Raw genomic sequence first — 25,123 nt, 5'->3', positions numbered from 1 at the left:
ATCAGCGTACCGAGCGCAGTGAACCAGTCATGCGCGGCAGGACCCGGCCGGTGACTTCGGCGATGTAGCTTAAAAACAACGTGCCCACCGAGCTTTTGTAGTGTTGCGGATCACGACTGGCAATGGCCAGCACGCCATGTACGCCCTGGTGGGCGATGGCGACGACAGCGGTGGAGCCGATCTGCTTGCGCTGTTCTTCGCCGAAGAGGAAGTCCAGCTCATGTTCGCGCAGGCTGCCGCTGACGCTCTTGTTCTCCGTGAGCAAGCCGCCGATGGCTGTCTGTGCATCGGCGTGGGTTACCCAGCGCCCCACTGGCATGGCGTTATCGCCAAAGAGGATCAGGCTGACAAAAGGCACCTGGAAATCCTGGCGCAGACTGTCTTCGACACTCATCACCAGGTCTTCGAGGGTGTTGGCATCCATGAGCGCCAGGATCAAGCGACGGGTCTTGTCGAAGAGCCGATCGTTATCCCGGGCTACGTCCATCAGGTGCGAAAGACGATGGCGCATTTCGATGTTGCGCTCGCGCAGAATCTTCATCTGATGCTCGACCAGCGACACCGTGTCGCCGCGGCGGTGGGGGATGCGCATCGTCGCCAGCAGTTCTTCATGCTCGACGAAGAAGTCCGGGTGAGCCTCCAGGTACGCGGCCACGGCTGCGGCGTCCGGATGGCTGGGGGATTCGTCGGGCTGCGGGGCTGGAACCTGTGGCTTGTCGGTCATGGGTTTGACTCACTCAAAGACGAACTTGTCCTTCGTATACGCGTACTGCCGGGCCGGTCATCAGCACCGGTTGGCCGGGGCCTGCCCATTCGATGGACAAGCGTCCACCGGGCAGGTCGATCAGTAAAGGCGAATCCATCCATCCCTGACTGATCGCGGCGACTGCCGCCGCGCAGGCGCCGGTGCCGCACGCCTGGGTTTCCCCGGCACCGCGTTCCCAGACGCGCAATTGCGCACGGTGGCGATCGATGACCTGCAGGAAACCGACATTCACCCGCGCGGGGAAGCGCGGATGATTTTCGATCTTCGGCCCCAGCTCATGCACTGGCGCGCTGTTGATATCGTTGACTCGCAAGACGGCATGGGGGTTGCCCATGGATACTGCCGCCAGTTCCACCGTGGTGCCGTCGACCTCCAACTGATAGCTCAAGGCCTGGGCCGGCGCTTCGAACGGAATGTCCTTCGGTGCCAGGCGCGGGGCGCCCATGTTGACGCCGATCTGGCCGTCGTTGCGCACATCCAGTTCGATGATGCCGCTTTTAGTCTCGACGCGAATCTGCCGTTTGGCGGTCAGGCGCTTGTCCAGCACGAATCGGGCGAAGCAGCGGGCGCCGTTGCCGCACTGCTCGACTTCCGAACCATCGGCATTGAAGATCCGGTAACGGAAGTCCACGTCCGGGTTGTTGGGCGCCTCGACGATCAGCAACTGGTCGAAACCGATACCGGTGTGCCGGTCGCCCCATTGTTTGGCATGCTTGGGCAGGATGTGCGCGTGCTGGCTGACCAGGTCGAGGACCATGAAGTCGTTGCCCAGGCCGTGCATCTTGGTAAAACGCAGCAGCATGGTTTTACTCCGGCAGCAGGCTTTCGCCGGCAAACAACTCGGCTACCGTCTCGCGGCGACGCACTTCAAACGCCTGATCACCGTCCACCAGCACTTCGGCGCAGCGGCCGCGAGTGTTGTAGTTGGAACTCATGACAAACCCGTAGGCCCCGGCCGAATGCACGGCCAGCAGATCGCCTTCTTCCAGCGCCAGCTCCCGACCCTTGGCCAGGAAGTCGCCGGTTTCGCAGATAGGGCCGACAATATCGTAGCTGCGGGCGGCGGTAGCGCGAGGGCGCACCGCGGTGACGTCCATCCAGGCCTGGTACAGCGCCGGGCGGATCAGGTCGTTCATCGCCGCATCGACGATGGCGAAATCCTTGTGCTCGGTGTGCTTGAGGTATTCGACCCGGGTCAACAGCACGCCGGCATTGGCAACGATGTAGCGGCCCGGCTCGAACATCAGGGCCAGGTCGCGACCGTCGAGGCGTTCACGCACCGCCTTGACGTAGTCGGCCACCAGCGGCGGCTCCTCGTCGCGGTAGCGCACGCCGACGCCGCCGCCCAGGTCGATGTGACGCAGGTAGATGCCGCAATCGCTGAGGCGGTCGACCAGCGCCAGCAGGCGGTCGAGGGCATCGATGAAAGGTTCGAGGGTGGTCAGTTGCGAGCCGATGTGGCAATCCACGCCCAGCACTTCCAGGTTCGGCAGTTGGGCCGCGCGTACGTACACATCCTCGGCGTCGGCAATGGCGATGCCGAACTTGTTTTCCTTGAGACCGGTGGAAATGTACGGGTGCGTGCCAGCATCAACGTCCGGGTTCACGCGCAAAGAGATCGGCGCGCGGACACCCATCTCGGCGGCGACCAGTTGCAGGCGCTCCAGCTCATCGGTCGATTCGACGTTGAAGCAGTGCACCCCCACTTCCAGGGCGCGGCGCATGTCTTCACGGGTCTTGCCGACGCCGGAAAAAACGATCTTGTCGGCGCTGCCGCCAGCGGCCAGCACGCGTTCGAGCTCACCACCGGAAACGATGTCAAAGCCGGCACCCAGGCGTGCCAGGGCGTTGAGTACACCGAGGTTGGAGTTGGCCTTTACGGCGAAACATACCAGGTGCGGCATGCCGGCCAGAGCATCGGCGAAGGCCAGATACTGGGCTTCGATGTGTGCACGGGAATAAACGTAGGTTGGCGTGCCGAAACGTTCCGCGAGCGCGGACAAGGCAACCCCTTCCGCGAACAGCTCCCCGCCACGGTAGTTAAAAGCGTCCATGGCGTTCCCTTAATAAGTGGTGTGGGTATCGTGCGCGTGGGACTTGGACTGCGACGACTTGGCCTGTTCTTCAGGGGATTTGCTGTCGTCGGGCAGGTACAGCGGACCTTTTTGACCACAGGCTGTCACAAGGCAAGCAACCGCGACGAGCGCAGCAAGGGAAGAGATCAGGCGCTTCATGGCGAAATCCTTGAAAATGCGTTAATTGCGCCGGAGTATACCGGCCACCCGGCAGCTTGCCTATGCAACGGGGTTCCCGTCCGGCGCCGGGAGGCTTTTCCCAAAGCCGGCTGTCGTCGGTCGGTATATCCTTTGCAATCGCCGGGAAGCGTCCGTATCTTGCGGCGCTTGAGCATGAGCAGACATTTTCGAGGTTGCCGCAATGAGTTTGACTGAAGCCCGTTTCCACGATCTGGTCGATGCGACCCAGCAAACGCTGGAGGATGTATTCGACGAAAGCGAGCTGGACATCGACCTGGAAAGCTCCGCCGGGGTGCTGACCGTCAAGTTCGAAAATGGCAGCCAGTTGATTTTCAGCCGCCAGGAGCCGTTGCGGCAGCTGTGGTTGGCGGCGGTGTCCGGCGGTTTCCACTTCGACTACGACGAGGAAAGCGAACGCTGGATGTGCGACAAGAGCGAAGAGCAATTGGGCGAAATGCTCGAGCGCATCGTCAAGCAGCAGGCCGGGGTGGAACTGGATTTCGAAGGCCTTTGACAGCGTGAGCCAGAACACTCCGGCGCGCCCGCCCAAACCGCTCTACAGCAACGTCAGCCCCGCAGTGCCCTCTCCGTGCACCAGCGTGTGCAAGTTGGATGAGCAGAAGGTCTGCCTCGGTTGTTTCCGTCATGTGGAGGATATCCGCGAATGGCGCTCGGCCGATGATGAGCGCCGGCGGGTGATCTGTGCCGAGGCGGCTAAACGCAAATCTCTGGTGTAATCGCCCACTGTGTGGGAGCAAGGCTTGCCCGCGATGAAGACGACGCGTTCTTCCAGAAATCGAGGCGCCTGTTTCGCGAGCAAGCTTTGCTCCCACAATCCCCGCGCCACAGTAATTCTGCTCTCCATGACAATGGGTAGATTTGGCCCGGGTTGTTTATTTATTGAGCTGTGATAGTGTCCAGCTACGCCTCAACTCATCGAGGCCCGTGAAAACCCCGTCTTTTTGTGGCGGGGTTTTGCTTTTTTCGTGCAGAACAAAGGAGTCTGCCTGAATCATGACCGTACCTTCCATCACCCTTACACGTCTGGACGTACAGCGTCTGGAGCGCCTGATCGATAGCCTTGATGAAACGCTGCCGGGCGTGATTGCGTTGCAAACCGAACTGGATCGTGCCGACACCGTGGTAGGCCACGATGAAGTGCCCGCCGATGTCGTGACCATGAATTCGCGTGTGCACTGCCGCGAAGAAAGCAGCGGCAAGGACTATCACCTGACCCTGGTTTATCCACAGGACGCCAATGCCGACGAAGGCAAGATATCAATCCTTGCCCCGGTAGGCAGCGCACTGTTGGGCCTGAAGGTTGGCCAGCACATCGACTGGCCGGCGCCGGGCGGCAAGACGCTGAAACTGACATTGCTTGCCGTGGAATACCAGCCGGAAGCGGGCGGCGATTTCCACCTCTAGGCGCTTCAGACCAAGGCCAGCGCCTCGTTCAGGGCGCGTTCCAGGTCAGCCTTGTAGCGCAGGTACAAATTACTTGAGCAGGCCCCATCACCCACAAGACCCGAGAGGTCCAGGTCGGTGATGTAGCAGCGATAGCGTTCGGCCTCACGGCGCTGTTCGACGATCTCCCTGGCGACCACGCGGAACAACTGGTCGCCATGTTCCAGCTCCGAAAACTCCCGCTGATCGCAATACAGGGTGACGTGCACCTGCCCATGAGTGGCTTTGCCGATGATTGCCTGCACGTCATAGAACGGCTTGTTCACTGGCGTTTGCGGCGCCTGCCGCGCCTCGATCCGCCGTGCCCGCCCGCTGCCCGAGGGCAGGAGCTGGTAGTACAGGGTTTCCAGGGGCAATGGCTGGGTGGCATCCATCGGCAGTAACGCGTCGCGGCGGTACAGCACCGATTGCAGGAAGCGCTGCAGCGGCAGCAGCAGGCTGTGGTCGTCGTGGTAAGGCAGGCGTTGCTGCCACAGGGCATTGAGCTCATCGAGCACGTACAGCTCAGCGTCGTCCTCGTTGACCCGGTAGAACACCTGAATGCACTCGGGCTGCCCCATGGGCAGGATCAGCGCCAGGTCATGGTCCTCCAGAGCCATCGGATCCAGATGCAGAGGGCTGTAGGCCGTCAGCTCCTCGCCCAGGTAATCCATCAGCGCCGACAGGCTGCCCAGGGCCACGTGATTGACCTGGCCCGGCACCAGCTCCAATACGTGGTAGTGCTGCTGGACCTGGAGCAGATAGCGGTGGTTGAGCCTGCTTAGTAGCAGGGTCTGGGCCGTTTCGATGACTTCCTCGACCCGGCGGGCAATGAACTGCGCGCGGTTGTGGCAGAAACAGCGTACCTGCAAACGCGGCTGGCGCTGAGTGACGGGCAGGTCATTGAGGTAATCGCGCAGGCAGTCGAGCAGGGCGTGCTCGCCGTCGAAGCGGTTGACCAGCACCTCGTTCCAACTGTTGAGCGTGACCTGATCCAGGGTCAGCACCAGGTTCTCCCGAACCCCGGCGTAGCTCAGGGAGTCCGTGCGCTCGGTGGTCATCAGGATATTGAGGTCGCGATGATGCTTGAGCGGATCGACGCCGACGTTAACCAGTATCAGCACTTCGCTGGGCACGCTGGCGCGCAACAGCTGTTCTTCATCTACCGTGCTCAGCGGCAGGGCGATGGACTGTTGCAGGCTGCCCAGCAGGTTGAACAGCTCAAACTCACTCAGGTCGCTGCTACCTGGGTGCAGCGCAAGGCGCGTACTGCTGTCGATCACACCGTTGCGATGGCACCAGGTCAGCAACTCCAGCAACTCGCGGCAGCGTTTGATCGGTGCGAAGTTTTCCCACTCCAGGGCGTTGAGGCTGCCGTTGTACAGGCCCCACTGGTTCTGCCCGGGTTCTTTCTTGTTCGGTGACTGCACCAGCGTCAGGGTGTCTTCGGCCAGGTCCGGGGCGATGCCGGGGTTGATGAACTCGACTTTGTCGGCCTTGCGTTCGAATGCGGCATACAACCGCCGGCCCAGGACGTTGAGGTCGCGCTTGTTGATCAGGCTGACGGTTTTTTCGGTGCGGGCGAACTGGGTCAGGAAGCGGTAGCTGTAGGTCAGTTCGTTGACCAGCGCCCGCCGTTCGTTGCTGACCTGACGCACTTTCCACTGGCTGCGGCTGTCCAGCAGCGCCAGTTGCCGTGGGTCCCAGCCCCATTCCCGGGCCAGACGCTCAAGCAGAACCCGTTGCCAGCCAGTGCTGCGCCCCTGGCCGGTCAGCTTGCGATTGACCTTCAGGTAAAGCGCCCTGCGCACCAGCTCCAGGCGTTCGGATTCACCTCGGGCGTTGAGGTACTCCTCGATACGACGGTAAACCACCATGTAGGGATCCAGCTCTTCCAGGTCCAGGCGGTTGGCGAACACCGCCTGTTTGAAGCGCAGGCTCAGGCAGCGAACGTCCGGGTGTTCGCTGGCGTAGACTTCGATCAGCAGCAGCTTGAGCACTGATTTGTAGGGCGACTCGATGCCCTTGAACAATTGCCAGAGGCCGGCACCGATGAATTCTCCCGGCGGGATATAGGCCAGATGTCCCAGGTTGAGCGTTTCATCGGCGCGGATGAAGCGTTTGGAAATCAGCGTGTGGGTGTACTGCTCATAGTTTTCCTCTTCATACACCGGCACCAGCCACCAGATCGGCGTGCGTCCGGCCAGCCAGATCGCCGTGCGGTAGAACTCGTCCAGCAGCAGGTAATGCTGGGTTGTACCGCAATCGTCGGAACTGAGCTGAGTGTCCCGGTCGCCGCGGACAAAGCGCGCCGGGTCGATCAGGAAAAAATGCGCTTCAGCGCCCTGGGTCGCCGCCCAGGTTTCCAGCAGCAGACATTTTTTGCGCAGTTCGGCCAGTTCGTCCTCGCTCAGGTCCGGACCATGGCAGACCCACACATCCATGTCGCTTTGATCTGCTTGGGCGAGGGTGCCGAGGCTGCCCATCAGAAACAGACCGAGAATCGGTCGCGGCGGATTGCTGCCGTGGCGCGGCTTGTAGGAGAACGAGCGGGTCAGCCGCTGGGCTTCGGCGAGGACGCTGGCGTCGGGCTCATAGTTGGACAGCCCGGCAGGTGTGCTGCCTGAGACATAGCCGGGCAGGAGCGGGTGATTGACGTGGAAAAACAACGGCAACAGCGTCAGCACGCTTTGCTGGCGGGTCGACAGACCTTCCAGGGCGCGATCCATCCGTACGCTGTTGAGCTTGAGAAAACGTGCGCGCAACTGGCTCAGGACCTTGCGGTCGATTCCCTCGTCCAGATCGGGGCGTATTTCGTGATTGCGGGTCATGTCAGCTCAAACCGGCTCGCGGCGTCGAACGTGGGAGATCACAGGTGGTGGCAGTTTAGCGCCCGAACCCGGGATTTCTTAAGCTGAATGTATGTTTTTGACGTCAGAATTTTTACACAGTGCGCCAGGGCGCCTGCGGAAACCTCGATGAAGGAGATTTCCGTGGGCGACAGGAGGAATCAGGCGGCTTCTTTTACGACGTTGAGAATGGTCAGCAGGCTTTGCACATGCTCGGCAGCATCCCGGCCCAGGCTGGTCAGGTAACCACCGTCGGACTGGGTTATCAGGTCTTTTTCGAACAGGCGTTTAGCGGCAGCGATGGCAGAGGGGGCAGCGGTCTGATGGATTTTCAGGCCTTCCTGGGAACTGTCCAGGTTGAAGAGTGCAAGGATTTCCAGTTCGGCAACCAGCTCAGGGGTAAGCGACATAAGGACTCCAGACTTTCTAGGAATTTGGTCGACAGCGTCACTAAAGTGAGCGCACTCGGCCAAGCTGTCCAGTGTCAGCGTCATGCTTTTTTTGTTTTGGGTGACCGCAGGCGTAATTCGTTGTGGCGAGGGAGCTTGCTCCCGCTGGAGCGCGAAGCGGTCCCAATAGCTTGATGGCTGCTGCGCAGCCGAGCGGGAGCAAGCTCCCTCGCCACAGTCGGTGAGACCTTATTTCTTTTCTGGCGGCAACTCGGGAAGAGCGCGCAACGCCGTTTCGTACCACTGGGTATCGAACGCACGGTCTTCTTCGAGGATCGCGTCAATTTCCACTGCCAGCACATGGGCCATCAGGTTGAGAATTTCTTCGCGCTCGTAACCCACTAGGGTCAATTTATTGAAAACGGCCTTGGCCGCTGGCGGGTTGTCATTTTCGATCTGGTTTTCGATGGCCTGGATCAGCGTGTTTTCGACGAACTCTTCTTCGTCGGTGTCGATATCGGTTGGCTCGCTCACGGCAGGCTCCTTGGAGAAAGGTCGCCAGTTTACCTGCATTCAGCGCGGTGATGCGTCTGGCAAGAGATGGTTCGACGGTCTATAACGCAAGGCTGCCAACCCCGCACGGCCTGGAGGCCTTGTCATGCTCAAGCTTTATGGTTTTTCCGTCAGCAATTATTACAACATGGTCAAGCTGGCGTTGCTGGAGAAGGGCCTGCCCTTCGAAGAGGTGCCGTTCTACGGCGCTCAGACCCCCGATGTGCTGGCCATCAGTCCACGGGGCAAGGTGCCGGTGCTCAAGACCGAGCAAGGGTTTATCAACGAAACCAGCGTGATCCTCGAATACATCGAACAAACCCAGCCGGGCAAAGCCCTGTTGCCCAGCGACCCGTTCGAGCGTGCCCAGGTGCTGGCTTTGTGCAGGGAAATCGAGTTGTACATCGAGCTGCCGGGACGGGCTTGCTACGCCGAGGCGTTTTTCGGCATATCGGTACCCGACGCCATCAAGGAAAAGACCAAGGCCGAATTGCTGCTGGGGTTCGCCTCGCTCGGCCGTCACGGCAAATTCTCGCCCTACGTGGCGGGTGACAGTCTGAGCCTGGCCGATCTGTATTTCCTCTACAGCGTATCGCTGGCGTGCCAGGTTGGCCGCAAGGTGTTCGATATCGACTTGCTGGCGGATATGCCGGCGGCCAAGGGGCTGATGGAGCGGCTGGAGCAGAACCCGAATGTGCAGCGGATTGCGGCCGACAGGGAGGCAGAGATGCCAGCGTTTTTGGCGATGATTGCTGCCAAGAAGTGAGTTTTGTGGTGTTTTGAAGTGAGTCATCGCGAGCAGGCTCGCTCCCACATTTGATCTCCCTGTGTTCACACATGTGCGTTCACTGAAGATCCACTGTGGGAGCGAGCCTGCTCGCGATGCTTTCGGCTTTTAACGGCTGGCGAGCATCGCCTGGCCGCGCACCACGGCAGCCTTCACCTGGGCAGGCGCTGTGCCGCCGATGTGGTCGCGGGCATTGACCGAACCTTCCAGAGTCAGCACGGCAAACACGTCCTGCTCGATCTGGTCACTGAACTTGCGCAACTCGTCCAGGCTCATCTCCGCCAGGTCCTTGCCGTTGTCCACGCCGTACTTCACGGCATGGCCGACGATTTCGTGGCAATCACGAAACGGCAGGCCACGGCGTACGAGGTAATCAGCGAGGTCGGTGGCGGTGGAGAAGCCGCGCAAGGCCGCTTCGCGCATCACTGCATGCTTGGGCTTGATCGCCGGGATCATGTCGGCAAAGGCCCGCAGCGAATCACGCAGCGTATCGGCGGCATCGAACAGCGGTTCCTTGTCTTCCTGGTTGTCCTTGTTGTAGGCCAGCGGCTGGCCCTTCATCAGGGTCAGCAGGCCCATCAGCGCACCGAACACCCGACCACTCTTGCCGCGTACCAGCTCCGGCACGTCGGGGTTTTTCTTTTGCGGCATGATCGAACTGCCGGTGCAGAAGCGATCCGGCAGGTCAATGAACTGGAATTGCGCGCTGGTCCACAGCACCAGTTCTTCAGAGAAGCGCGACAGATGCATCATCGCAATGCTCGCGGCGGCGCAGAATTCGATGGCGAAATCGCGGTCCGAAACGTTATCCAGCGAGTTGCCGCCCACGGCGTCGAAACCCAGCAACTGTGCGGTGTATTCACGATCGATCGGGTACGTGGTGCCGGCCAGCGCGGCGCTGCCCAGGGGCATGCGGTTGGTGCGCTTGCGGCAGTCCACCAGGCGCTCGTAGTCGCGGCTGAGCATTTCGAACCAGGCCAGCATGTGATGCCCAAACGTTACAGGTTGAGCGGTTTGCAGGTGCGTGAAGCCCGGCATGATGCTCTCGGCCTCGCGCTCGGCCTGCTCCAGCAAGCCTTTTTGCAGACGGGTGATCTCGCCCAGGATCAGGTCAATCTCATCGCGCAACCACAGGCGAATGTCGGTGGCCACCTGGTCGTTTCGGCTGCGGCCGGTGTGCAGCTTCTTGCCGGTCACGCCGATGCGATCGGTCAGGCGCGCTTCGATGTTCATGTGCACGTCTTCGAGATCGACGCGCCAGTCGAACTGGCCGGCCTCGATTTCAGCCTGGATGGTTTTCAGGCCATCGATGATGCTGTCGCGCTCGGCATCGGTCAGTACGCCGACCTTGGCCAGCATGGTGGCGTGGGCGATCGAGCCCATGATGTCGTGGCGATACAGGCGCTGGTCGAAGTTGACGGAGGCGGTGAAGCGGGCGACGAAGGCGTCGACGGGTTCACTGAAGCGGCCGCCCCAGGACTGATTGGTCTTGTCAGTGCTCATGAATTCGCTCGTGATCGGCTGTGGAAAAAGTAGCGGTTAAAGGCTGCGGCGGATGATAGCAGGGTTGCCGGGACTGGCGCTGGCACTGGTCGGCAGGTTTTTTGCGCACAAGCCGAGCATTTAATGGGTTTTTTGCACAACGATATTTTTCGATTGAGCAATATCGGCGCGGCAACCGTCTACAGTGGACTGTAGGACTTTTACTTTTTCATCCACGGAGCATTGGACGAATAGAAGAGGGGGGCTCGTATTGGTCAGATGGAGTGTTAACAATTCCTACGACGGCGCCGTGCGACAACAGGCCTCAAGCATCGATTGGCAGGCGCGGGTAAAGATAGGTAACCGCCTCGCGGCACTTTTTGGCCCTCGAACGAGTCTTAGCGTGGATCGCGGTGACGGATGTCACTTCCCCTGTCTACGCTATCCTTGTGCGAGACTCACGCAGGAATCCAGCGCAATATGAATGTCCTGATCGTTGATGACGAACCACTGGCCCGTGAGCGCCTGAGCCGAATGGTTGGCGAATTCGAGGGTTACAGTGTCCTGGAGCCGAGCGCCACCAATGGCGAAGAGGCGTTGGCCCTTATTGACAGCCACAAGCCGGATATCGTGCTGCTCGACATTCGCATGCCTGGCCTGGACGGTTTGCAGGTCGCGGCGAAGTTGTGCGAGCGTGAGTCACCGCCCGCGGTGGTGTTCTGCACCACTCGGGACGACTTCCCGCCGGAGGTGCTGCAGGCCGGCGCCGTGGGCTATCTGATCAAGCCGGTCACTGCCGAGGCGCTGGTCGAGGCCTTGCGCAAGGCCGAGCGGCCCAACCGCGTGCAACTGGCGGCGTTGACCCGTCCGGCCGCCGAAAGCGGCAGCGGCCCGCGCAGCCACATCAGTGCGCGCACTCGCAAAGGCATTGAACTGATCCCATTGAATCAGGTGGTCTACTTTATCGCCGACCATAAATACGTGACCTTGCGTCACGAGAGCGGCGAGGTGTTGCTGGACGAACCACTCAAGGCCCTTGAAGACGAGTTCGGTGAACGCTTCGTGCGCATCCACCGCAACGCCTTGGTGGCTCGCGAGCGTATCGAGCGTTTGCAGCGCACACCCCTTGGGCATTTCCAGCTGTTTCTCAAAGGCCTCAATGGCGACGCGCTGATTGTCAGCCGGCGGCACGTGGCCGGCGTGCGGAAGATGATGCAACAGCTTTAGCTTGAGGTTCCAAGGCGTCCAAGCCGTTTAGCGCGTTCCATTTCCAGGACATTGACGGCCAGGGAGGCCTTGGGGTCGTGATTCAAGTCAAAGCGAATTTGACTGAGCTGTTATTATCCGCCGTATCTTTTAAGTACGGATTGATCCATGTCCCCTCGCGAGATCCGCATCGCCACCCGTAAAAGTGCCTTGGCCCTCTGGCAGGCCGAATACGTCAAAGCCCGTTTGGAAGAGGCCCATCCCGGCCTGATCGTGACGCTGGTGCCCATGGTCAGTCGCGGCGACAAGCTGCTGGACTCGCCGCTGTCGAAAATCGGCGGCAAGGGCCTGTTCGTCAAGGAGCTGGAAACCGCGCTGCTGGACAACGAAGCCGATATCGCCGTGCACTCGATGAAAGATGTGCCCATGGACTTTCCGGAAGGCCTGGGCCTGTTTTGCATCTGCGAGCGAGAAGATCCACGCGATGCGTTCGTTTCCAACACGTTTGCAAGCCTCGACGCCCTGCCCGCCGGGAGTGTGGTCGGCACCTCCAGCCTGCGTCGCCAGGCGCAGTTGCTGACCCGCCGCCCAGACCTGCAAATCCGCTTTCTGCGGGGCAACGTCAATACCCGCCTGGCCAAACTCGATGCCGGTGAGTACGACGCAATTATCCTTGCCGCCGCCGGCCTGATCCGCCTCGGTTTTGAAGATCGCATCACGTCGGCCATCAGCGTCGATGACAGCCTGCCGGCCGGTGGGCAGGGGGCGGTGGGTATCGAATGTCGCAGCGCCGACAGCGAGATCCATGCCCTGTTGGCACCGCTGCATCACGACGACACCGCCACCCGGGTCTTCGCCGAGCGCGCCCTCAACAAACACCTCAATGGCGGTTGCCAGGTGCCGATCGCCTGTTACGCCGTACTCGAAGGCGAGCAGGTCTGGTTGCGCGGTCTGGTGGGTGATCCGAACGGTGGCCGACTGCTCAGTGCCGAGGCCCGGGCGCCGCGCCGCGATGCCGAAGCGCTGGGTGTCCGGGTAGCCGAAGACCTGCTCAGCCAGGGTGCCGACGACATTCTCAAGAAGGTCTACGGCGAGGCGGGCCACGCGTGACGGGCTGGCGGCTGCTGCTGACCCGGCCGGTCGACGAGTCGTCGACCCTGGCGGCTGTCCTGGCCGAGGCCGGGATCTACAGCAGCAGCCTGCCGTTGCTGGATATCGAGTCGGTCCCCATGTCCGACGCCATGGGGGAGACTTTTCAACGGCTGGACCAGTACTGTGCCGTGATTGTGGTGAGCAAGCCCGCCGCACGTTTGTGTGTGGAGCTGCTGCGCCAATATTGGCCCCAGCCGCCAGACCAGCCATGGTTCAGCGTGGGGGCGGCGACCGGGCAGATCCTTATCGATGCCGGCCTCACTGTGTTTTATCCCGACCACGGCGATGACAGCGAAGCCTTGCTGGAGCATCTGGTGTTACGCCAGGCTATCACCCGACCCAATCCCAAGGTTTTGATTGTGCGTGGCGAGGGCGGGCGCGGCTTGCTGGCGGAGCGCTTGCGCGAGCAAGGTGCTAGTGTCGATTATCTGGAACTGTACCGGCGCAGCCTGCCGCATTATCGAGAAGGTGAGTTGGCGGCAAGGGTCAAAGCGGAACGCTTGAACGCGCTGGTGGTCAGCAGTGGGCAGAGCTTCGAGCATCTGCAGCGGTTGGCTGGCGATGAGTGGCCCGCGCTGGCGCGGTTACCGTTGTTCGTTCCAAGCCCAAGGGTTGCCGAGATGGCCCGTGCCGCCGGGGCCCTGACAGTTGTGGATTGCCGTGGCGCCAGTGCTGCGGCTTTGCTGGCGGCGTTACGGGATCAGTCCGTGCCGTTTTCTAATGCAAAGGATGGATACGTGAGCGAAACAGCCTTGCCAAAAGATCAAGACCAACCCGCGATCGATACGCCGGTTGAAACCCCGGCTCCGAAGGCGCCGCGTCGCGGCAACGGGCTGGCCATTGTCGCGTTGTTGTTGGGAGCCGCCGGCGTGGCCGTTGGTGGTTGGGGCGTGTGGCAGGTGCGTCATCTGCAAGCCAATAACCAGCAGCAGGCCAGTCAGGTTCAGGCGCTCAATGATCAGGCCCAGACCCTCAAGCTCAATGAGCAACGCCTAAGTGAGCGTCTGGCTCAATTGCCTGCGGCGCAAGAGCTGGAAGAGCGTCGGCGTCAGGTCGCCCAGTTGCAGGGTGATCAACAACGACTGAACCAGCGCCTGGAAACCGTGCTCGGTGCCAGCCGCAAGGACTGGCGCCTGGCCGAAGCCGAACATCTGCTGCGCCTGGCCAGCCTGCGTCTTTCAGCCCTGCAGGACATCAGCAGTGCCCAGGCCCTGGTCCAGGGTGCTGACGAAATCCTGCGCGAGCAAAACGACCCTGGCTCATTCGCCGCTCGCGAGCAACTGGCCAAGACCCTTGCTGCGTTGCGCAGTACCGAGCAGCCAGATCGTACCGGGCTGTTCCTGCAGTTGGGGGCCTTGCGTGACCAGGTCCTGCAACTCACGGAACTGGCCCCAGAATACAAGGATCGTGGTGAGTCGTTGCTGGGCTTGACCGCCGATGGCGATGGTGCCAGCCGCTGGGCGCAGTGGTGGGACCAGATATCGCGCTATATCCGTATCGATTTCAACGCGGATGAGAATGTCCGTCCGCTCTTGGCCGGGCAGAGTCTGGTGCAGGTGCGCCTGGCCTTGAGCCTGGCCCTGGAGCAGGCGCAATGGGCCGCTCTCAACGGCCAGGCCCCGGTGTACACCCAGGCGCTGGCTCAAGCGCGTGACGTGCTCCAGAACAACTTCAACCAGGACAACCCGCAAAGCAAAGTCATGCTCGAGCGCGTGGTCGAGCTGGCCAGGCAGCCGGTGACGGTTGCGACCCCGGATCTGACAGGAACCCTGAGCAGCGTTCAGGCCTATCTGGAGCGCCGCAACTTGAACGCCGAAGAGTCGGTCAAGCCGCTGGCCAAACCTGATGAGCAGGAGGCCACGCCATGAAACGCCTCTACGTGATTATGTTCGTGGTCATCGCCGTCGCTGCCTTGCTGGGCGTGGCGATCGCCGAACATTCGGGTTACGTGCTGGTGGCATACAAGAACTTCCGATACGAGGCCGGCCTTTGGGTCACCCTGGCGCTGGTGGCGGTGCTCTGGCTGGTGTGGCGGGGCGTGAGCGCCTTGGTTGGCCTGGTGACGACCTCCACTGGCGTGGTCAACCCATGGTCGCGCCGCAACCGCAGCCGGCGGGTGCAGGTGGCAATCGAACACGGGCAACTGGACCTGGCCGAAGGTCGCTGGGCCAGTGCCCAGCGTCACTTGCATCGCGCCGCTGAAGCCGAGCGCCAACCGTTGCTGTATTACCTTGGCGCCGCCCGTGCGGCCAATGAGCAAGGTCTTTACGAGCAGTGCGACAGCCTGTTGGAACGTGCCCTTGAACGTCAGCCCCAGGCTGAGCTGGCGATTGCCCTGACGCACGCACAATTGCAGATGGACCGCGGCGACACCGACGGTGCATTGAACACGCTGCAAGCCATGCATGATCGCCACCCACATAACGCCCAGACCCTGCGTCAGTTGCAACGTCTGCATCAGCAGCGCGGGGATTGGTCTGCGGTGGTCCGGTTGTTGCCGGAGCTGCGCAAGGACAAAGTCCTGCCGCCGGCTGAGCTGGCTGAACTGGAGCGTCGGGCCTGGGGCGAAAACCTCACCCTGGCGGCCCACCGTGACGAAGACGGCAGTGTCGGGTTGCAATCGCTTAACCGTGCCTGGCAACAACTGTCGTCCGCACAACGCCAGGAATCGGCGCTGGTGCTGGCCTATGCCGAGCAACTGCGGCAACTCGGGGCGCAGGCCGAGGCCGAAGAGGTGCTGCGGGCGGCGCTCAAACGTCACTATGACAGTCACCTGGCGCGCCTGTACGGGTTGGTCCGCGGCAATGATCCGGGCCGCCAACTGCAAGCGGCAGAAGGCTGGCTCAAGGATCACCCGAACGACCCTGGCCTGCTGCTGACACTGGGCCGCCTGTGCCTGCAAAACAGTTTGTGGGGCAAGGCACGGGATTATCTGGAAAGCAGTTTGCGCCTGCAGCGCAATCCCGAGGCCTGCGCCGAACTGGCGCGACTGCTGGCGCAACTGGGGGATGCCGAGCGCAGCAACCAGCTCTTCCAGGAAGGCTTGGGATTACTGGATGAGCGCTTGCTGGCCGCGCCACTGCCGGTCCCGGCTCAGGTCTTGGCCACTTGAGAGAGAGTGAGTCGTTCTTGAGGGTTGTATGAATCATTGTGGCGAGGGAGCAAGCTCCCTCGCCACGTGTTTATTGATGCCCCTAATGGCGTTAGCAATGCCTTCGGTAAAGTCCTACAGCAAGCTGCGCTTAATCTTCTCTTGCTTGTCGGGAATTCCCTACACCCCTGGTGAAGTGTCTGCACGGCCCCGCCTTGAAAGGCCGGCGGCCTTTCCTCTACCGTAACGGCCTGTCTCTTCTGTTACGGAACCGCCATGTCTTTGGCTTGCTCACGCTTCTTGTTTTTCATGGCTTTCATCGCCGCCGCTCTGGTTTTTGGTATCGCCAGTTACCTTGAATATGCGGTAGGTCTGACGCCTTGCAGCCTGTGTGTTTTGCAACGGTTGTGCCTGATGCTGTTTTTGATGAACTGTCTCGCCGCATGCCTGCATGGTCCTGCTCAGAAAGGCAGCATCTGCTACGGGGCGATGGGACTGGTTTTCGCGTCGAGCGGGTTGACGCTGGCATGGCGTCAGGTTCTGGTGCAAGGCGACTCGCTGGAGCAGTTGCCCGATTGTATCGATCACCTCAAGGCAGTGAGTTCGTGGTGGGGCGCTGTACATCGTGTACTCGAGGGGGCGATCGACTGCGCGAGCATCACTTGGACCCTGTTCGATCTGAGTCTTCCCGAATGGAGCCTGTTGTTTTTTCTCGCCGTGTCTTTTGTGATGTCCTATCTGTTGCTGCGCCTTGTCTGGAACGCTCTGATACGACCGCTCAGCGGCACAACGTCGCAACTGGTCCGGGTCATGGATTAAACACTTGTATGAACTTTATCTCCTGCGTACCTTGAAGCGGTTGTCGTGCGGGCATAATCTGGCCCGCACGTGTTATCGGATTTATGCCGCTCGATCATGTTGTGTCTGGCTTGTCCCTGATCATTTCAGGCGGTGCGCAGGCTGCGAGGGGCATGACTCACAAGGGAAGAAATCACCATGCTCGAAAGTTGTCAGAATGCTCAGGAACGCTGGGGTGGGGTGCATCTGCTGATCGACCGCTGGTTGCAGGAGCGTCACGAACTGGTTCGGGCCTATGATGCTCTCGGCGACAGGCCTGAAGCGCTGAGTGAAAGCCGCAAGCCGTTGCAGGAGTTCTGCGGTGTGCTGGTCGACTACGTGTCAGCCGGTCATTTCGAGATATACGAACAACTGACGAGTGAGGCCAAGGCCTTCAACGATAAACGTGGCCTGGAGCTCGCCGAGCAAATCTACCCGCGTATCGACGTCATCACCGAAAAACTGCTGGCCTTCAATGACCTGTGTGATGAAGGCAAATGCGTAGCGGAAAAATTCAAGGAACTGGGTGGCTTGCTGCACGAGCGTTTCGAACTGGAAGACTGCCTGATCGAAGTGCTGCACAACTCCCACAAGGAAGAAGCGCCGGCCCAGGCTTGAGGATTTTTGCAGAATCAAAAGAACGGTGCGCATTGCGCACCGTTTTTTTTTGGAGTCAACTTCAGGTCGTCGCGCCCAGCAACTCGATTTCAAACACCAGCGGCGTGAACGGGGGGATGACATCCCCGGCTCCTTCGGCGCCGTAGGCCAGGGTCGAAGGAATGACCAGTCGCCATTTTGCGCCTACCGGCATTTGCGGCAATGCACTGCGCCAACCGTCAATCACGCTGTCGAGACTGAACCACTGCGCTTGTCCGTTGGAATCAAACACGGTGCCGTCTGGCAATCGACCGACATACAACACCTGGACCTTGCCGTGAGGGCCGGCCTTGGCGCCATTGCCGGGCTTGAGTTCGGTCAGCAGAATGCCATCTGCCAGTTGCTGAGCACCGGGCCGGGCTTTTTCCTCATCAAGAAATTTCTGCTCGGTTTTCAGTGCCGCTTCGATCTGCGGTGTCGCCGGTGACGACGTCAGCCGTGCCTGATGGTCGGCCAGTATCTGTTCGATGCGCTCATCCTTGAGGGCCAATGGTTTGCCCAGATAAGCCTGTTGCAGAGCCTCGACCAACGCCTGGATCTGCAGGTCGGGTACATCCTGGCGCAGACGTTCACCCAGGCTTGCCCCCAGGCTGTACGCCAGGTCATGAGCGTCGTTTGCGCTGGTTTTTTCTGCGGCCTGAGCCATGGAGCAAACCATGCAAAGGAATAAAAACAAGTGACGCGACATGTAGTGTTCTCCGGCCTCGAATGGAGGGGATTATGCCAGTGCCGATATCCGCAAAGGTGGTTTGCCCCGGCAGTGGGGTAGAAGATTTTTCGTCCCTTGCAACGCAACGTCTTGTGTACTGTCAACATGCCCTAGCGGCGGTTGCAGCAGAGGTCTAGTATGAGCCGCACTCACGTCAGTCAGGAGGTAAACCATGTCGGCCACCAAGAAGCCAGTAAACACTCCGTTGCACTTGCTCCAACAACTTTCGGGCAGTCTGCTCGAGCATCTGGAAAACGCCTGCTCCCAAGCCCTGGCTGATGCTGAAAAACTGCTCGCCAAACTGGAAAAACAACGCGGCAAAGCGCAGGAAAAACTGCACAAGTCGCGCACCAAACTGCAAGACGCGGCCACCGCCGGCAAGGCCAAGGCACAAGCCAAGGCCAAAGACGCTGTGAAAGAACTCGAAGATCTGCTCGATGCCTTGAAGGATCGTCAGTCCGAAACCCGCGCCTATATTCTGCAACTCAAGCGTGATGCCCAGGAAAGCCTGAAACTGGCCCAAGGCGTCGGTCGTGTGCAAGAAGCCGTGGGCAAGGCACTGAGCCTTCGTGCTGCCAAGCCTGCCGCTGCCGCTGTATCGGCCAGAAAACCGGCCGCTAAACCTGTCGCGACAAAAACACCGACCAAAGTAGCTGCCAAACCGGCCGCAAAAGCGCCGGCCAAAGCAGCGAGCAAACCAGCCGCTAAACCGGCTGCGAAAAAACCGGTTGCTGCCAGCGCGGCAAAACCTGCTGCGAAAAAAACTGCAGTCAAAGCTGTCGCCAAGCCGGCGGCCAAAGTGGCTGCCAAGCCAGCCGCTAAACCGACCGCTAAAACAGCCGCCGCCAAACCCGCAGCGACAAAAACCGCCGCGGCTAAACCGGCTGCCAAGCCAGCTGCTACAAAAACGGCTGCTGCCAAGCCCGCCGCCAAACCGGCTGCCAAGCCAGCCGCTGCCAAAGCGCCCGCCAAAGTTGCAGCTAAACCCGCTGCCAAGCCAGCCGCTGTCAAAGCACCTGCCAAAGCTGCGGCTAAACCGGCTGCTGCCAAACCCGCCGCGAAGCCTGCCGCCGCCAAGCCTGTGGCCAAGCCTGCTGCGAAACCCGCCGTGAAAACGCCTGCTGCCGCAAAACCTTCGACTGCTCCGGCGGCCAAGCCTGCGACATCGACTCCGGCTCCTGCAGCGACCCCTGCGCCAACCGCCAGCACTGCGACCCCGGCGCTGAACCCGAGCGCCGCCCCGGCGCCGAGCAGCAACACCCCAACCCGCGCTTCCTAAGTGCTGGACGCCGCGACGCGCAGCTGATGCAGCGCGTCGCGGTTCCCTTGGTCGGCGCCCGCCACGAGTCCTTGCAGCCATTGCGCTGAATCTTTGGGTTGTTCCCCAGGCCAGTCCCTGGTCGCAGTCTCCAATCGCTCCAGCAATCGTCGCTCGGCTTCCAGTTCCAGTCGCTTGACCTGCTCGCGCAGGCTATCGAGTGCCGTGTCTTGAAGGGCGCGGGCTTTCCATTGGTTACGGAGCGTGCGCAAGGGCTGAACGACGTCCGTGTCCCAAGGACCGACCCATTGCTGAAGCTGTTGCAGTCTTTGTTCAGTGCAGGCTACCCCGCGCTGTTCCAGCCACAGCCCGCAAAGCAGCAGGCAGACATTGGCGCCGGCGCCCTGCAGCGCCAGGCAGGTTTGTTCCACACCAGGCTTGGCGTAGAGGTCGAGGGAAAAGCTCCATAGATCAGAGGACATCGTGCTACTCGCGCCAGTTGCGAGCGAAGCTGGTAGACTCCGCCGCCATTATGATTCGACTTCAGAACCTGACTTTACAGCGTGGCCCGCAACGTCTGCTAGAAGACGCCGAGCTGACCCTGCACGCCGGCCACAAAGCTGGCCTCATCGGTGCCAACGGCGCCGGCAAATCGAGCCTGTTCGCCCTGCTTCGAGGTGAACTGCACCCGGACTCGGGCGATTGCCTGCTGCCCGCCGATTGGCGTATCGCCCACATGCGCCAAGAGGTCGACACCCTTGAGCGCCTGGCGGTGGACTACGTGCTTGACGGCGACCTGCGCCTTCGTCAGGTCCAACGCGACCTGGCGGCGGCCGAGGCGGCACACGATGGCGCCGCACAGGCCCGTCTGCACGCGGAGCTCGACAGCGCCGACGGCTACACCGCCGATGCCCGCGCACGCAAACTGCTGGCAGGCCTTGGGTTTACCAATGAGCAGATGGACCGTCAGGTTGGGGATTTCTCCGGTGGCTGGCGGATGCGCTTGAACCTGGCCCAGGCCCTGATGTGCCCTTCGGACCTGCTGCTGCTCGATGAGCCCACCAACCACCTGGACCTCGACGCCATCATCTGGCTCGAAGACTGGCTCAAGAGCTATCCCGGCACATTGCTGCTGATTTCCCATGACCGCGATTTCCTCGACGCGGTGGTGGATCATGTCGCCCATGTCGACCAGCGCAAGCTCACCTTGTACCGTGGCGGCTACAGCGCATTCGAGCGCGCCCGTGCCGAACGCCTGGCCCAGCAACAGCAGGCCTACGAGAAGCAGCAGGCGCAGCGTGCGCACATGGAAAGCTACATCGCCCGGTTCAAGGCCCAGGCCACCAAGGCCCGTCAGGCCCAGAGCCGGATCAAGGCACTGGAGCGGATGGAAGAACTGTCCGCGGCCCACGTCGATTCACCGTTTGATTTTGTTTTCCGCGAATCGACCAAGATTTCCAGCCCGCTGATCGACCTGTCGGATGCGCGTCTGGGCTATGGCGACAAGACCGTGCTGGAGAAGGTCAAGCTGCAGCTGACCCCTGGTGCGCGGATCGGCCTGCTGGGCCCGAACGGTGCTGGTAAGTCGACCCTGATCAAGAATCTCTCCGGCGAGCTCGAGCCCCTGGCCGGGCGTCTGACCCGGGGCGAGAACACCGTGGTCGGTTACTTCGCCCAACATCAGCTCGATTCTCTCGACGCCAAGGCCAGCCCGCTGCTGCATTTGCAGCGTCTGGCACCGAACGAACGCGAGCAGACCCTGCGTGATTTCCTCGGTGGTTTCGACTTTCGTGGTGCGCGCATCGATGAGCCGGTACTGAATTTTTCCGGTGGTGAAAAGGCTCGCCTGGCGCTGGCATTGATCGCCTGGGGCCGGCCGAACCTGTTGCTGCTCGACGAACCGACCAACCACCTCGATCTGGAAATGCGCCTGGCCCTCACCATGGCCTTGCAGGAATTCAGCGGCGCGGTGCTGGTGGTGTCTCACGACCGGCATTTGCTCAAGAGCACCACGGATAATTTTTTCCTGGTGGCCGACGGCAAGGTCGAAGAGTTCGACGGTGATCTGGAAGACTATGCCCGTTGGCTGGTGGATTACCGTCAGCGCAACGCACCGGTCAGTACCACGCCGGTTAACCCGGACAAGACCGACAAGAAAGCCCAGCGCCAGGCCGCCGCCGCATTGCGTCAGCAGTTGGCGCCTCACAAGCGTGAGGCCGACAAGCTCGAAGTCGAACTGGGCAAGCTGCATGAAAAACTGCAAAAGATCGAAACCAGCCTCGGCGACAGCGGTCTCTACGAAGCGGCGCGCAAGGATGAGTTGCGCGATCTGCTGGCCGAACAGGCCAGGCTGAAGGTTCGGGAAGCGGAGCTTGAGGAGGCGTGGATGCAAGCCCTGGAACTGCTGGAAAACCTGCAAGCGGAGCTGGAGGCATTGTCCTGATGGAAGCCTTGGCTTTGCCGATACCCGTCATGTGGGTCGAGCCGATCTGGCTCGGTGTGCAAATACTGCTGATCCTGCTGGCCGGCTACATCGCACAGCGTTGCGTGGCGCGGGCCCTCACGGGCCTTGCCGAGCGCTACCCGTTACCGTCCCAGTTGGTGATCATCCTGCGGGGTGTGCTGCGCTGGCTGATCATGGGCAGCGCGGTGCTGGTGGTACTTGAGCGCCTGGGCGTCTCGGCCACGGTGCTGTGGACCGCGCTGTCGGGGTTCGTCGCGGTGGCGGCGGTGGCGTTCTTCGCCATCTGGAGCGTACTGTCCAATCTGTTGTGCGCCATTTTGATCTACACCGTCGGGCCGTTTCGTCTGGGCGATGTAGTTGAGCTGGTGGAGTCCACCGACAAGCCCGGCATCAAGGGGCGGGTGGTGGCCATCAACCTGCTTTACACCACCTTGATCGAACCCGAGGAACTCGGTACGGGCAGTTCCATGGTGCAAGTGCCCAACAGCCTGTTCTTCCAACGTTCAGTTCGACGCTGGCGCGGCAACGAGGCGTTTCCGGTCGGCGGGTTCGTCGAATAAGCGGGTCTCGATCGTTAAATATCTGTGGTCAACCGTCCGGCGGCGCATTAGCTTAGTGGTTTCAACGAATCTGAGCCGAGGTGTGCAATGGTGCTGGAAACATGGCTGGCGTTTTTCGCCGCTTGCTGGGTGATCAGTCTTTCACCGGGTGCTGGTGCCATCGCATCGATGTCCAGCGGTCTGCAATACGGTTTCTGGCGCGGCTACTGGAATGCCCTGGGCCTGCAATTGGGTCTGGCGTTGCAAATCGTGATTGTCGCCGCCGGTGTCGGCGCGGTCCTCACCGCATCGGCGACCGCGTTTTATGCGATCAAGTGGTTTGGTGTGGCCTATCTGGTTTATCTGGGCGTCAAGCAGTGGCGAGCCATCCCGGGCGATCTCAGTGATGACGCGGCCGTGCGGCCTATCGGCAAGCCTTTGGCGCTGGTGTTTCGCGGTTTTCTGGTCAACATCAGCAACCCCAAGGCATTGGTGTTCATGCTTGCGGTGTTGCCACAATTCATCGACCCGCATGCCCCGCTGATCAAGCAATACCTGATCCTGGGTGTGACGATGGTTTGCGTCGACCTCATCGTCATGGCCGGGTACACCGGGCTGGCATCCAAAGTCCTGCGCCTGCTGCGCACTCCGAAACAGCAGCGTCGAATGAACCGCACCTTTGCCGGGCTGTTCATTGGTGCGGCGGGGTTGCTGGCGACAATTCGCAAAGCCTCGGTCTAACCCGCCGGTTGCAATGTGGCGGGGATAAATCTCCTCGCCACAAAATAATCGCTGAACCGCTTAGCGCAAAATGACCGGCGCAGTATCCCGTGGCAGGTTGTTGCGCGGCACAGGCTCGCCGGTCTGTTCGTAGTCAGGCCCACCAAGTTGTTCGCTCAGTTGCCGCGCTACGTCCTCACCCAGGGCCTTGGACACTTCGCGCACGACCCGCGGGCGGTTGAGGTTGATGCGTACGTCCCGGTGGTTCAGCAGCTTGGTGTCCTGGCCTTCACCCATGGCGGTGAAGGCCGAGGTGATTTCGTAGGTCTTGGTGTTGATCAGGCTGAAGTCCGCCACCAGGGTCAAGGCGAGCACCGCCGAGTAGCTGTTGGTATTGGCCAGTTCATTGATGTCGCGGGTGAAGTCGATGTCCGATACGGTGCCGAACAGCACGTAATCGGCGCCCTTGAAGTGCCCGGCCTTGATTCGCTTGATCACGTCATAGACGTCGCCCGTGGAAGAAGCGGTGTGGGGCGTGCCTTGCACGAGCTGGAACATCCCGCTGCGCAGGATTTCGCCCTTGATGTCGCCGGTGAACTTGCGCAGTTCGCCCTGCTCGATGTAGCTGGTGGTGGCCTCCATCTCGTCGTAGCTCGACGAGGCGCTGGCGCTGTAAGGGTTCGCCTGGAAGTTGCTCTGGGCCGAAACGGTGTGGATGTATTCCTCCACCCGTTGCTGGTACGCCAGGTCCGTGACCGCGACTTTCGGGGCCGCCTGGGCGCCGAACGCGCAGGCCAGGGCCATGATGCCGATCCATGTGCGCATGGCTTAGCGCTCCGTGGTCTTGCGGATTTCTTTCTCGTCCATCCACTCGGCCAGACCGCTTTCGACGTCGATCAATTGCAGGCTGAATTTGTAGAAGACGTCCTTGTAGTCGCTGCTGCGCTTGACGATCGAGCTGATGGAGCCTTCGAGGCGGTATTTGGCCGCGATCATGTTGCCGGTCTTGGCCACGGTGCTTTTCTTGTACAGGCCGCTCTGGTTTTGCAGCTTGAGCTGGTCAACCTGGCTGTCCATGGCGTTGTTGTCGCTGGCGAAACGTGCGGCACCGGTCTTCATCAATTGGGTCTTGATGCTGGTGGTGATCTCGCGGGTGTCGATGTACTCGCTGGTCTTGTTCTTCACGTCATAGACCTGAACCACCGGGCGGCCCTGCAGAATGCCGGACTGGGCCAGGGAGCGGGTCATGGACTCGGCGATCATTTGCAGGTCGGTGGAGCCAAATTCGTTGGTCACGGTTTCCACGGCCTTGGTGTCGCCGTAGCTGATGTTCTTGTTGCCCAGGACTGGAGAGTTGTTGGCACAGCCGCTGATCAGCAGGGCGGCCAGGGCGAGGGATGAAATGCGTACAAACATGGGAGTGCTCTCGAAAGCTGAAAAATTAGGGTTAACACGTGGTGCCAGTCAGTAGAGCCTTTGTGGGAGCGAGCCTGCTCGCGATAGCGGTCTGTCAGCCAAGCTCATTGCTGGCTGATGCATTGCTATCGCTAGCAAGCTCGCTCCCACAGGTGTGTGGCTCAAGGCGTATTGATTTCCAATCGGAAATCCACAGCCCTGGGGGTCGGTGCGATAGCCGGCAGGAAACTGGTTTGTTCGCCGTACAGCGTCAGGCTTTTCCAGGTTTCTTCCTCGGCAACCGGAAAGCCTTCCGGTCCCAACCAGGCAAAGCGGTAGTACATCGTCTTGTTGTTGAAGCTGGTGTTGCTCAACTGCACATTGACGGTCAGGTAGCCGTTTTCCCGGGCCACGCGCATGGCGCCGACCACGATGTTTTTCTGCTTGCCCATGGCCACGACTTTGCTGGCGGCGCTGCCCGGCTCCGGCGGCGCAGGGGTGGCGCAACCGGCCAGCAAGGCCAGGACACCGAGGGTGATCAGTTTTAAACGCATTTGAACAAGACTCCGTTC

The 25,123-nt window shown here is 60.9% G+C and carries 27 protein-coding genes and 1 pseudogene; 15 read left to right on the top strand and 13 right to left on the bottom strand.

Annotated elements, in window-relative coordinates; all coding sequences use genetic code 11:
- Nucleotide 1: 1 nt before the first annotated feature.
- The 4 genes from QOM08_RS27190 to lptM are packed head-to-tail and all read right to left on the bottom strand — an operon-like array spanning nt 2 to nt 3,000.
- Nucleotides 2–724, bottom strand: a complete 723-nt coding sequence (locus QOM08_RS27190) for a DUF484 family protein (RefSeq protein ID WP_047226135.1) — start codon at nt 722–724, stop codon at nt 2–4.
- Nucleotides 725–737: 13 nt separating this feature from the next.
- Entirely contained in the window at nt 738–1,568 is an 831-nt protein-coding gene (gene dapF, locus QOM08_RS27185) for a diaminopimelate epimerase (protein WP_188251443.1), read from the bottom strand.
- 4 nt (nt 1,569–1,572) lie between these two features.
- Nucleotides 1,573–2,820 carry a diaminopimelate decarboxylase gene (gene lysA / locus QOM08_RS27180; protein WP_316912335.1) on the bottom strand — a complete coding sequence of 416 codons (1,248 nt, stop codon included), beginning with the start codon at nt 2,818–2,820 and terminating at the stop codon, nt 1,573–1,575.
- 9 nt (nt 2,821–2,829) lie between these two features.
- Nucleotides 2,830–3,000: an LPS translocon maturation chaperone LptM gene (lptM, locus tag QOM08_RS27175; RefSeq protein WP_047226132.1), complete on the bottom strand. Its 171-nt coding sequence runs from the start codon at nt 2,998–3,000 to the stop codon at nt 2,830–2,832.
- Between the two features lie 202 nt (nt 3,001–3,202).
- Between lptM and cyaY the strand changes: the two genes are divergently transcribed.
- The 3 genes from cyaY to rnk all read left to right on the top strand — a co-directional run bounded on the left by cyaY (nt 3,203) and on the right by rnk (nt 4,446).
- Nucleotides 3,203–3,535, top strand: coding sequence for an iron donor protein CyaY (gene cyaY, locus QOM08_RS27170; protein WP_047226131.1), 333 nt, complete (start codon nt 3,203–3,205; stop codon nt 3,533–3,535).
- A 4-nt stretch (nt 3,536–3,539) separates the two neighbouring features.
- Entirely contained in the window at nt 3,540–3,758 is a 219-nt protein-coding gene (locus QOM08_RS27165) for a DUF1289 domain-containing protein (RefSeq protein WP_047226130.1), read from the top strand.
- A 277-nt stretch (nt 3,759–4,035) separates the two neighbouring features.
- Nucleotides 4,036–4,446, top strand: coding sequence for a nucleoside diphosphate kinase regulator (rnk, locus tag QOM08_RS27160; RefSeq protein WP_047226129.1), 411 nt, complete (start codon nt 4,036–4,038; stop codon nt 4,444–4,446).
- Between the two features lie 5 nt (nt 4,447–4,451).
- On the opposite strand, the gene QOM08_RS27155 is transcribed toward rnk, so the two are convergent.
- The 3 genes from QOM08_RS27155 to QOM08_RS27145 all read right to left on the bottom strand — a co-directional run bounded on the left by QOM08_RS27155 (nt 4,452) and on the right by QOM08_RS27145 (nt 8,236).
- Nucleotides 4,452–7,295: a class I adenylate cyclase gene (locus tag QOM08_RS27155; protein WP_047226128.1), complete on the bottom strand. Its 2,844-nt coding sequence runs from the start codon at nt 7,293–7,295 to the stop codon at nt 4,452–4,454.
- Nucleotides 7,296–7,474: 179 nt separating this feature from the next.
- The gene (locus QOM08_RS27150) at nt 7,475–7,723 is read right to left on the bottom strand and encodes a TIGR02647 family protein (RefSeq protein ID WP_047226127.1); all 249 of its coding nucleotides are present in this window, start codon (nt 7,721–7,723) and stop codon (nt 7,475–7,477) included.
- A gap of 228 nt (nt 7,724–7,951) precedes the next feature.
- The gene (locus QOM08_RS27145; protein WP_047226126.1) at nt 7,952–8,236 is read right to left on the bottom strand and encodes a hypothetical protein; all 285 of its coding nucleotides are present in this window, start codon (nt 8,234–8,236) and stop codon (nt 7,952–7,954) included.
- 124 nt (nt 8,237–8,360) lie between these two features.
- On the opposite strand from QOM08_RS27145, the gene QOM08_RS27140 reads away from it, so the two are divergent.
- On the top strand, nt 8,361–9,020 hold the full coding sequence (locus tag QOM08_RS27140) for a glutathione S-transferase family protein (RefSeq protein ID WP_047226125.1): 660 nt from the start codon (nt 8,361–8,363) through the stop codon (nt 9,018–9,020).
- Between the two features lie 129 nt (nt 9,021–9,149).
- On the opposite strand, the gene argH is transcribed toward QOM08_RS27140, so the two are convergent.
- Entirely contained in the window at nt 9,150–10,544 is a 1,395-nt protein-coding gene (gene argH, locus QOM08_RS27135) for an argininosuccinate lyase (protein ID WP_047226124.1), read from the bottom strand.
- 459 nt (nt 10,545–11,003) lie between these two features.
- Between argH and QOM08_RS27130 the strand changes: the two genes are divergently transcribed.
- The 7 genes and pseudogenes from QOM08_RS27130 (at nt 11,004) to QOM08_RS27100 (ending at nt 17,427) form a co-directional block, all read left to right on the top strand.
- The gene (locus tag QOM08_RS27130; RefSeq protein ID WP_316912334.1) at nt 11,004–11,750 is read left to right on the top strand and encodes a LytTR family DNA-binding domain-containing protein; all 747 of its coding nucleotides are present in this window, start codon (nt 11,004–11,006) and stop codon (nt 11,748–11,750) included.
- A gap of 147 nt (nt 11,751–11,897) precedes the next feature.
- Nucleotides 11,898–12,839 (top strand): hydroxymethylbilane synthase, encoded by a 942-nt coding sequence (hemC, locus tag QOM08_RS27125; protein ID WP_047226122.1) that lies wholly within the window; start codon nt 11,898–11,900, stop codon nt 12,837–12,839.
- Nucleotides 12,836–13,582 (top strand): annotated as a pseudogene (locus tag QOM08_RS27120) (uroporphyrinogen-III synthase); the annotation flags it as partial. The gene hemC and the pseudogene QOM08_RS27120, both read left to right, overlap by 4 nt.
- Before the next feature lie 36 nt (nt 13,583–13,618).
- Entirely contained in the window at nt 13,619–14,749 is a 1,131-nt protein-coding gene (locus tag QOM08_RS27115; RefSeq protein WP_288912006.1) for a uroporphyrinogen-III C-methyltransferase, read from the top strand.
- The gene (locus QOM08_RS27110) at nt 14,746–15,993 is read left to right on the top strand and encodes a heme biosynthesis protein HemY (protein ID WP_047226121.1); all 1,248 of its coding nucleotides are present in this window, start codon (nt 14,746–14,748) and stop codon (nt 15,991–15,993) included. Before QOM08_RS27115 ends, QOM08_RS27110 begins: the two co-directional genes overlap by 4 nt.
- A 255-nt stretch (nt 15,994–16,248) precedes the next feature.
- Nucleotides 16,249–16,791, top strand: coding sequence for a disulfide bond formation protein B (locus tag QOM08_RS27105; RefSeq protein WP_047226120.1), 543 nt, complete (start codon nt 16,249–16,251; stop codon nt 16,789–16,791).
- A gap of 177 nt (nt 16,792–16,968) precedes the next feature.
- On the top strand, nt 16,969–17,427 hold the full coding sequence (locus QOM08_RS27100) for an Rsd/AlgQ family anti-sigma factor (protein ID WP_047226119.1): 459 nt from the start codon (nt 16,969–16,971) through the stop codon (nt 17,425–17,427).
- Nucleotides 17,428–17,488: 61 nt separating this feature from the next.
- Here QOM08_RS27100 and QOM08_RS27095 read toward each other — a convergent pair whose 3' ends face one another.
- Nucleotides 17,489–18,154, bottom strand: coding sequence for an FKBP-type peptidyl-prolyl cis-trans isomerase (locus tag QOM08_RS27095; protein ID WP_139048899.1), 666 nt, complete (start codon nt 18,152–18,154; stop codon nt 17,489–17,491).
- 193 nt (nt 18,155–18,347) lie between these two features.
- Between QOM08_RS27095 and QOM08_RS27090 the strand changes: the two genes are divergently transcribed.
- Nucleotides 18,348–19,454, top strand: a complete 1,107-nt coding sequence (locus tag QOM08_RS27090; protein WP_316912333.1) for an AlgP family protein — start codon at nt 18,348–18,350, stop codon at nt 19,452–19,454.
- On the opposite strand, the gene QOM08_RS27085 is transcribed toward QOM08_RS27090, so the two are convergent.
- Nucleotides 19,451–19,915: a TIGR02444 family protein gene (locus tag QOM08_RS27085; RefSeq protein ID WP_076383072.1), complete on the bottom strand. Its 465-nt coding sequence runs from the start codon at nt 19,913–19,915 to the stop codon at nt 19,451–19,453. The genes QOM08_RS27090 and QOM08_RS27085 overlap by 4 nt on opposite strands.
- Nucleotides 19,916–19,965: 50 nt before the next feature.
- Between QOM08_RS27085 and QOM08_RS27080 the strand changes: the two genes are divergently transcribed.
- The 3 genes from QOM08_RS27080 to rhtB all read left to right on the top strand — a co-directional run bounded on the left by QOM08_RS27080 (nt 19,966) and on the right by rhtB (nt 23,177).
- Nucleotides 19,966–21,876 carry an ATP-binding cassette domain-containing protein gene (locus QOM08_RS27080; RefSeq protein WP_047226115.1) on the top strand — a complete coding sequence of 637 codons (1,911 nt, stop codon included), beginning with the start codon at nt 19,966–19,968 and terminating at the stop codon, nt 21,874–21,876.
- A complete protein-coding gene (locus tag QOM08_RS27075; protein WP_047226114.1) occupies nt 21,876–22,457 on the top strand; it encodes a mechanosensitive ion channel family protein in 582 nt (193 codons plus the stop codon). Before QOM08_RS27080 ends, QOM08_RS27075 begins: the two co-directional genes overlap by 1 nt.
- A gap of 87 nt (nt 22,458–22,544) precedes the next feature.
- A complete protein-coding gene (gene rhtB, locus QOM08_RS27070; RefSeq protein ID WP_047226113.1) occupies nt 22,545–23,177 on the top strand; it encodes a homoserine/homoserine lactone efflux protein in 633 nt (210 codons plus the stop codon).
- A 60-nt stretch (nt 23,178–23,237) separates the two neighbouring features.
- Here rhtB and QOM08_RS27065 read toward each other — a convergent pair whose 3' ends face one another.
- The 3 genes from QOM08_RS27065 to QOM08_RS27055 form a co-directional block, all read right to left on the bottom strand.
- Nucleotides 23,238–23,981 (bottom strand): penicillin-binding protein activator LpoB, encoded by a 744-nt coding sequence (locus QOM08_RS27065; protein ID WP_188251433.1) that lies wholly within the window; start codon nt 23,979–23,981, stop codon nt 23,238–23,240.
- A 3-nt stretch (nt 23,982–23,984) separates the two neighbouring features.
- Nucleotides 23,985–24,572, bottom strand: a complete 588-nt coding sequence (lpoB, locus tag QOM08_RS27060; protein ID WP_316912332.1) for a penicillin-binding protein activator LpoB — start codon at nt 24,570–24,572, stop codon at nt 23,985–23,987.
- Nucleotides 24,573–24,733: 161 nt separating this feature from the next.
- A complete protein-coding gene (locus QOM08_RS27055; RefSeq protein WP_316912331.1) occupies nt 24,734–25,105 on the bottom strand; it encodes a YcfL family protein in 372 nt (123 codons plus the stop codon).
- Nucleotides 25,106–25,123: the final 18 nt, after the last annotated feature.

Origin of the sequence: Pseudomonas sp. P105 (genome assembly GCF_032614175.1) — a bacterium.
GTDB classification, from domain to species: domain Bacteria; phylum Pseudomonadota; class Gammaproteobacteria; order Pseudomonadales; family Pseudomonadaceae; genus Aquipseudomonas; species Aquipseudomonas rhizophila.
The sequence above is the reverse complement of the archived record's forward strand: the minus strand, read 5'-3'. Positions and strand labels throughout refer to the sequence as shown.